Source organism: Mesorhizobium sp. M7A.F.Ca.US.005.03.2.1 (assembly GCF_003997795.1).
GTDB classification, from domain to species: domain Bacteria; phylum Pseudomonadota; class Alphaproteobacteria; order Rhizobiales; family Rhizobiaceae; genus Mesorhizobium; species Mesorhizobium ciceri.
This window is the reverse complement of the sequence record NZ_RZRP01000295.1, coordinates 1-6,814: the sequence shown is the minus strand read 5'-3', so window position 1 is coordinate 6,814 and position 6,814 is coordinate 1. Positions and strand designations below refer to the sequence as shown.

General features: G+C 62.1%; 12 protein-coding genes. 5 read left to right on the top strand and 7 right to left on the bottom strand.

Going from position 1 to position 6,814, the window contains the following annotated elements; genetic code table 11:
* Window positions 1-975: ABC transporter transmembrane domain-containing protein (locus EN991_RS17600; protein WP_245460990.1), on the bottom strand; the 975-nt coding region annotated here is incomplete at its 3' end.
* A gap of 206 nt (window positions 976-1,181) precedes the next feature.
* Here EN991_RS17600 and rpmE point away from each other — a divergent pair.
* Window positions 1,182-1,403 carry a 50S ribosomal protein L31 gene (gene rpmE / locus EN991_RS17595; protein ID WP_013529118.1) on the top strand — a complete coding sequence of 74 codons (222 nt, stop codon included), beginning with the start codon at window positions 1,182-1,184 and terminating at the stop codon, window positions 1,401-1,403.
* Window positions 1,404-1,531: 128 nt separating this feature from the next.
* Here the strand turns inward: rpmE and EN991_RS17590 are convergent, their stop codons facing one another.
* Window positions 1,532-2,173 (bottom strand): TetR/AcrR family transcriptional regulator, encoded by a 642-nt coding sequence (locus EN991_RS17590; RefSeq protein ID WP_024502910.1) that lies wholly within the window; start codon window positions 2,171-2,173, stop codon window positions 1,532-1,534.
* Between the two features lie 126 nt (window positions 2,174-2,299).
* On the opposite strand from EN991_RS17590, the gene EN991_RS17585 reads away from it, so the two are divergent.
* Both EN991_RS17585 and EN991_RS17580 read left to right on the top strand, forming a co-directional pair.
* On the top strand, window positions 2,300-2,779 hold the full coding sequence (locus EN991_RS17585; protein ID WP_127369219.1) for an anthrone oxygenase family protein: 480 nt from the start codon (window positions 2,300-2,302) through the stop codon (window positions 2,777-2,779).
* A 21-nt stretch (window positions 2,780-2,800) separates the two neighbouring features.
* Window positions 2,801-2,950, top strand: a complete 150-nt coding sequence (locus tag EN991_RS17580) for a hypothetical protein (RefSeq protein WP_127369218.1) — start codon at window positions 2,801-2,803, stop codon at window positions 2,948-2,950.
* A gap of 15 nt (window positions 2,951-2,965) precedes the next feature.
* Here EN991_RS17580 and EN991_RS17575 read toward each other — a convergent pair whose 3' ends face one another.
* The 3 genes from EN991_RS17575 to EN991_RS17565 form a co-directional block, all read right to left on the bottom strand.
* Window positions 2,966-3,262 (bottom strand): SelT/SelW/SelH family protein, encoded by a 297-nt coding sequence (locus EN991_RS17575; protein WP_245460989.1) that lies wholly within the window; start codon window positions 3,260-3,262, stop codon window positions 2,966-2,968.
* A 17-nt stretch (window positions 3,263-3,279) separates the two neighbouring features.
* Entirely contained in the window at window positions 3,280-4,029 is a 750-nt protein-coding gene (locus EN991_RS17570; RefSeq protein ID WP_127369216.1) for a YebC/PmpR family DNA-binding transcriptional regulator, read from the bottom strand.
* Between the two features lie 213 nt (window positions 4,030-4,242).
* Window positions 4,243-4,566: a helix-turn-helix domain-containing protein gene (locus EN991_RS17565; RefSeq protein ID WP_127369215.1), complete on the bottom strand. Its 324-nt coding sequence runs from the start codon at window positions 4,564-4,566 to the stop codon at window positions 4,243-4,245.
* A 52-nt stretch (window positions 4,567-4,618) separates the two neighbouring features.
* Here EN991_RS17565 and EN991_RS17560 point away from each other — a divergent pair, with 52 nt between their 5' ends.
* Window positions 4,619-5,101, top strand: coding sequence for an SRPBCC domain-containing protein (locus EN991_RS17560; protein WP_013529111.1), 483 nt, complete (start codon window positions 4,619-4,621; stop codon window positions 5,099-5,101).
* A gap of 16 nt (window positions 5,102-5,117) precedes the next feature.
* Window positions 5,118-5,585, top strand: a complete 468-nt coding sequence (locus tag EN991_RS17555) for an SRPBCC family protein (RefSeq protein WP_127369214.1) — start codon at window positions 5,118-5,120, stop codon at window positions 5,583-5,585.
* A 166-nt stretch (window positions 5,586-5,751) separates the two neighbouring features.
* On the opposite strand, the gene EN991_RS17550 is transcribed toward EN991_RS17555, so the two are convergent.
* A complete protein-coding gene (locus EN991_RS17550; RefSeq protein WP_013529109.1) occupies window positions 5,752-6,513 on the bottom strand; it encodes a TerC family protein in 762 nt (253 codons plus the stop codon).
* Between the two features lie 74 nt (window positions 6,514-6,587).
* The coding region (locus EN991_RS17545) for a YmdB family metallophosphoesterase (protein WP_206519214.1) at window positions 6,588-6,814 on the bottom strand (227 nt) is incomplete at its 5' end.

The following is a 6,814-nucleotide window of genomic DNA, read 5'->3' as shown; positions in this document are numbered from 1 at the left end:
GATCTCGGTCAGCCGTTCGGCAGCACCCGCCGCTTGCGCAAGTTCGCCCCACACTTCCGACAGCGCGCCCAGCGCGCCGGCGGCGAACACCGAATAGAGCAGGAACTGGCCGAGCGTGCCTGGCGATATCGAGCCTTCGAGCACGTCGCGCGAGCCGAACCACAGCACCGCCACGACGGACGAGAAGATGGTGAAAATGGCGAAGAAGGTTAAGAAGGAGCGCGCGAAGATCGAGGAGCGTGCCGCCTCGAAAGCAGCTTCCACCGCAGCCGAGAAATGCCCGGTGACCAGCTTCTCATTGGTGAAGGCCTGCAGCGTGCGCACCGCGCCGATCTGCTCGCTGGCATAGGCGGTGGCATCGGCCAGCGTATCCTGCGCCTGACGTGATTTGCGCCGCACCGAACGGCCGAAGGCGACCAGCGGCAGCACGATCACGGGTATTGCCGCGATGACCAGGCCGGACAGTTTCGGGCTGGTGATGACCATCATCCCCACCGCGCCAAGGCCGAGGATGACATTGCGCAGCGCCACCGAGGCCGTCGCTCCGACCGCCGACTTGACCTGCGTCGTGTCGGCGGCAAGCCGCGACACGATCTCGCCCGACTGGGCGGTGTCGAAGAAGGCAGGCGACAGCGTCGTCACATGGGCAAACACATCGCGCCTGATATCGGCGACGACGCGCTCGCCCAGCGTGATGACGAAATAGTAGCGGCCGGCCGATGCTGCCGCCAGCAGGGCGGCCATAGCCACCAGCGCTGCGAAATATTCGGCAATGAAGGTCGTGCTGGACGACGAGAAGCCATGATCGATCATGCGTCGCACCGCCAGCGGCAGCGCCAGCGTGGTTGCCGCCGCGATGACCAGCGAGATAATGGCGCCGACGACCAGCGTGCGGTAGTGCGTGATGTAGGGGAACAGGCGCCTGAGCGGCTTGAGCGAACGCCGGCGCTCGTCTGCGCTGGTGATTTGCGCCATCCCGATGTTTCCTCCAGCCGTCCTTGGGGTCTGCGCCTCAATATGCGCTTGCCGCGGCCTTGTGATTCAATTCCGGCTGATGTATAGGCTCGCCGACCGTTTTAGAAGCCGTGGCTCCTCAATAGCTGCGGCTTCGAGTTTTAAAAAGGGGCGCATCGACGCAGGCTTATGCCCGTCGGCAGCGCCGGCAAGCCAGGAACCGAACCATGAAGACCGACATCCATCCCGATTACCACACCATCAAGGTCGTCATGACCGACGGCACCGAATACACGACCCGTTCGACCTGGGGCAAGGAAGGCGATACGATGAACCTCGATATCGACCCGACCACCCACCCGGCTTGGACCGGCGGCCAGCAGACCCTGCTCGACCGCGGCGGCCGCCTGTCGAAGTTCAAGAAGCGTTTCGAAGGTTTCGGCATCTAATTGCATGTCGCCCAAAAGTGCCAAGCGGTTTTGGGATAACGACTTGCGTTAAGTAAGAACTTAAGCCAAACGAGCTTTCACAGATCAAAAACCCGCCCTTGTGGCGGGTTTTTTGTTGCGGCGCGGTCCTACTCGGCCAGCAATTCCCTTAACGCCATGCGCTTGTAGGCGGCGACCAGCCTGTCGCCCTCCTGCCGCTCAACCGAGATCGCCAGCCGCATGGCGGCCTCGCCCATCTGCCAGACCAGAAACGCCGTGGTTTCCAGTGTCGCCGGATCGGCTGCCGGCCGCAGCCGTTTCAGCACCGCGCTGAGGAATTCGGCGTTGGCGCGGCTGTCGGCGAGTTCGAGCTGGCGCAGCGCCTTGTCGGCCTGCGTGCCCGACCAGATGTCGCGTATCACCGGCTCGGCCAGGAACAGCCGGTAATAGATGTCGACCAACTCTGAAAACGCGGACTGCAGGCCTTCGGCGTCGCTGATACCAGCCAGTGCTGCCGAAATGCAGGACTGGCTTTCGGCGGTGTAGCGCTCGGCCAGCGCCCAGATGATCGCCCGCTTGTCCGGAAAGAACTGGTAGAGCGACCCGATCGACACCCCAGCGCGCTCCGCCACCTCACCCATGCGCATGGCATCGCTGCCTTGCTCGGCGATCAGCGCCGAGGCAGCCGCCAGCATGCGCTCGACCCGCTCGCGGCTGCGCTGCTGGCTCGGCGCCCGACGCGGTGAAGCAGCCTGCTTCTGTGCGGAAACGGGGGTTGCCGCGTCTTCCATACCTGACTCCAAATGCCGCCAAAATCACTTGACTCGAGAAATACGAGGGTTTATCACGTTTTGCAAATGTGAGGATTAATCACGTTTATGCGGAGGAAAGCACAATGGGCATCTGGAGCAACTGACATGATCGCGAAACTTCTTCCCACTCTCATCTTCATTGCCGCACTTGGCTCAGGCGTCGTCGGCGGCGTCTTCTTTGCTTTCTCCAGCTTCGTCATGCCGGGCCTCGCCCGCATGCCAGCCGCAAGCGGCATTGCCGCGATGAATTCCATCAACGTCACAGCCGTGACGCCGCTGTTCATGACAGCACTGTTCGGCACGGCTCTCGTCTGCATCGTTGTCGCCATCGGTGCGGTGATCGGCTGGAACCAGCCAGGCTCGCTCTGGCTGGTTGCCGGCAGCCTGCTCTATCTCATCGGCATCGTGGTGGTGACGATGATCTTCAACGTCCCGCTCAACGATGCGCTCGCCTCCGTCGATCCGGCCAGCAGCAATGGCGCAAGCCTGTTGTCGCGCTACCTCAACGAGTGGGTGATGTGGAACCATGTCCGCACCATCAGCGGCATAGCCGCGCTGGCATCCTTCTGGTTCGCCGCGCGTTGAAAAGGATGGATGGAGCCACCGATGAAGGATCAATATTCGAATATGGCCTTCGGCATGGCAATCGGAGTTGGTGTCGGTGCCGCGGTCGGCACCGCTCTGGATGACCTTCCGATGGGCGTCGCCGTGGGTGTTGCGATTGGCGCCGCCTTCGGAGCGTGGCGACGCAAGTGACGGCAGCGGCGGCCTCTACGCCTTTGTCTTCCGATCGGAATGACCGAGGTCGCGGTCCGGATCAATGACATCGCGGACCAGTTGCTTCAGCTTGGCCGCGTCCGGAAAACCGCCGTCGCGCTTGCGCTCCCAGACAAGCACGTCATTGCAGGAAATGGTGAAGATGCCGCCGGTGCCCGGCACCAGCGTTACTTCGCCAAGGTCCGTGCCGAAGGTCGACAGCAGCTCCTGCGCCATCCAGCCGGCGCGCAACAGCCACTGGCACTGCGTGCAGTAGCTGATGCGGATGGCGGGGAGCACGCTTTCGCTCATGCCGGGCTGAGCTCCGCTCATGCCGCGCTGAGCTTGGCCATGGTCTCGTCGTCGACTTCGAAGTTGGCGTAGACGCTCTGCACGTCGTCGTCGTCCTCGAGCGTGGCGACCAGTTTCATCAGCGACTGTGCCCGCTCCTCGTCGACCGGAACGTTGTTCTGCGGCCGCCAGATCGGCTTCACCGATTCTGCCTCGCCGAGCGAGGTTTCCAGAGCCTTCGATACCTCACCGAGATTCTCGAAGGCGCAATAGATGGTGTGGCCCTCCTCGTCGGTTTCCACGTCGTCGGCGCCGGCTTCGATTGCCGCTTCCATGACCTTGTCGGCGCTGCCGGCCGATGCCGGATAATAGATCTCGCCGACGCGGTCCCACATGAAGGAAACCGAGCCCGTTTCGCCCATCGCGCCGCCGGCCTTGGTGAAGGCAGCACGCACATTGGACGCCGAGCGGTTGCGGTTGTCGGTCAGCGCCTCGACAATGACAGCGACGCCGCCCGGGCCATAGCCCTCATAGCGCACGGCTTCGTAATTCTCGGCATCGCCCATCGAGGCCTTGTTGACGGCGCGCTGGATGTTGTCCTTCGGCATCGACACCGCCTTGGCGTTCTGGATCGCCAGGCGCAAGCGCGGGTTCATCGATGGATCGGGCGTCCCGCTCTTGGCGGCGACGGTGATTTCGCGCGCCAGCTTGGAAAACATTTTCGACCGCACCGCATCCTGGCGGCCCTTGCGGTGCATGATGTTCTTGAACTGTGAATGGCCAGCCATGGCACCCCTGTCGTCTTCTCGGCTAGAGCATCCCGAAGCGAAGTGATCTGACCTCGTCTGCCGCAATGCCCGAATTCAAAATTTCAGAGCGTCCCAGGTGCACCTCTTGGAAGCACGGCGTTCTCTGTCGGAATGGCCGGCTTATAGATAAATCGGCTCAATTCGTCCAGCCGCACCGCGCACGGGACGCGCGCCATGGGCTGCAGCAAGCATTCACGCCTCCAGATCGGATTTCAGCCGGTCGATGATGCTGAGCGCATGGCCGGCATACTGGCTGATCCAGCGGTCGTGGATCTGCTTGATCGGCAGCGCGTTGAGATGGTTCCAGCGCTCGCGGCCGTCGCGCCGCGCAACGATCAGGTCGGCCTCCTCCAGCACCTTCAGATGCAGCATGACCGTGCAGCGATCGATATCGGGAAAGGCCTCGCACAGCGTGCCGGTCGTCTTCGGCGCGTCCTTCAGCTGATCCAGTATTTCACGCCGGCGCGGATGCGCCAGCGCCTTGAAAACATTGTCGTCTTGCGATCGGCTTGACATGTTATGTTTATATAACATATTGTTGAACCGATCAAGGGAAGGAGCTGTTGATATGTCACTTGGATTCAGTGTTTCCGGACGCATCGGCAAGCCGGTCGCCGACGTCTTCGACGCAGTCGTCAATCCGAAGAAACTGAGCGGCTATTTCACCACGATCGGCGGCGCCAGCGCCCCGCTGGAAGCCGGCGCCGGCGTCGTCTGGTGGGGCAAGGTGCCGGTTGAGGTCGACGAAGTGGTCAAGGACCGCCGCATCGTGCTGCGCTGGGATGCCACCGATGAGGACGGCAAGCCGGCCTACAAAACCCGCATCGAGATGAACTTCGAACCGCTGGACGATGGCGGCACCTTCGTCACCATCGCCGAGAGCGGCTGGCAGGAAGGCGCGGTCGGCCTGAAGAAGTCCTATCTCAATTGCGAGGGCTGGTCGCAGATGCTGGCCTGCATGAAGGCCTATGTCGAGTACGGCATCAATTTGCGCGACGGTTACTACCGCAGCGAGATGAAAGGCGAACCCGCCAACGAGACCAATATCTGACCATTAGGAGCATTCCATGGACATCCACGAAAAACCGACCGCCGAAGCCGGCATGCTGATCCGGCGGCCTGTCGCCGAAGTGTTCGAGGCCTTCGTCGACCCGGCCATCACCACAAAATTCTGGTTTACCCATAGCAGCGGCCGGCTGGACAGCGGCGAGCAGATCCACTGGGAATGGCGCATGTACGGCGTCTCGACGACGGTCGACGTCAGCGAGATCGTTCCGAACGAAAAGATCGTCATGCAGTGGAGCGATCCACCGACCACCGTGGTCTGGACTTTCACCGAAATGCCTGGCGAGACAACTTTTCTCGAGGTTCGCAATTTTGGCTTCGCCGGCGATGGCGACGGGCAGGTCAAAGAGGCCGTCGGCTCAACCGGCGGCTTCACGCTGGTGCTGGCCGGTGCCAAGGCGTGGCTGGAACAAGGCCTGACGCTCGGCCTGATCGGCGACCGTCACCCGAAGGGCGTGCCGGCTAACTGAACCGGCGGGCTTGGGATCGCCGCTTTTCCTGCTCACGACGAGCTTGAGCCCAATTCTCGGCCGGAGCTCCCGGAATGTCCAAGATATCGATCTCGCTGTCAGGCAATTCAGCCAGCTTGGCCAACTGATCGCGCTGATTCTGGCTAAGGTCCCTGCTGCTCATGCCTCAATGCCCGCCGCCCGGCTTCTTGCGCCGCCGCGCCAGCATGTTGAGCCCCTCGACCAATGCCGAAAAGCCCATCGCCGCATAGATGTAGCCCTTGGGCACATGGTAGCCCATGCCGTCGGCGATCAGTGTCATGCCGATCATCAAAAGGAAGCCCAGCGCCAGCATGACAATGCTCGGGTTCTTGGCGATGAAGTTGGCCAGCGGCCCGGCCGCCAGCATCATCACGCTGACCGCCACGATCACGGCGATGTACATGATGGCGATCTCGTCGGTCATGCCGACGGCGGTGATGATCGAATCGATTGAGAAGACCAGGTCGAGCAGCAGGATCTGGAAGATCGCGCCGGCGAGGCTGATCTGCAGCGTCTCGCCCATCATCGTATCCTTGTGGTCGTCGGGATCGACCGTGTGATGGATCTCCTTGGTCGCCTTCCAGACCAGGAACAGGCCGCCGGCGATCAGGATCAGGTCGCGCCAGGAAAAACCGTGGCCGAAGGCCGTGAACACCGGCGTGGTCAGCTGGACGATGATCGAAATGGTGGCCAGCAGCACCAGCCGCATGATCAGCGCCGCCGAGATGCCGAGCCGGCGGGCACGGGCCCGTTGTGCTTCCGGCAGCTTGTTGGTCAGGATCGAGATGAAGATCAGATTGTCGATGCCGAGCACGACCTCGAGCACAATCAGCGTCAGCAGCGCGACCCAGGCGGTTGGATCGGACACAAATTGAAAATGCGGCGCCAGGAATTCGATGAGCTGCATGGAGGTCGTCCCCTCTTTTAACGATCTAGAGCAGTGTCGCCGGCAGTTAGGTACTAAGCGTGCCTATATCAATGTCATGACCAGAAGGACGGTGCGGTTTCCTCCAGCCGCGGGCCGCGACGAAACGGCGCGATCCGCTCGGTCAGCCCGGTGCGGTCGGAAATATCGACGCCGACGCCGCACAAGGTCGCCGGTCCGGTCGCCGCTTCGAAGCGGCCTTTCGGCACTTTCGACAGGAACCGGTTGAGCGGCTCCTCCTTGTCCATGCCGAGCGAGGAATCATAGTCGCCGCACATGCCGG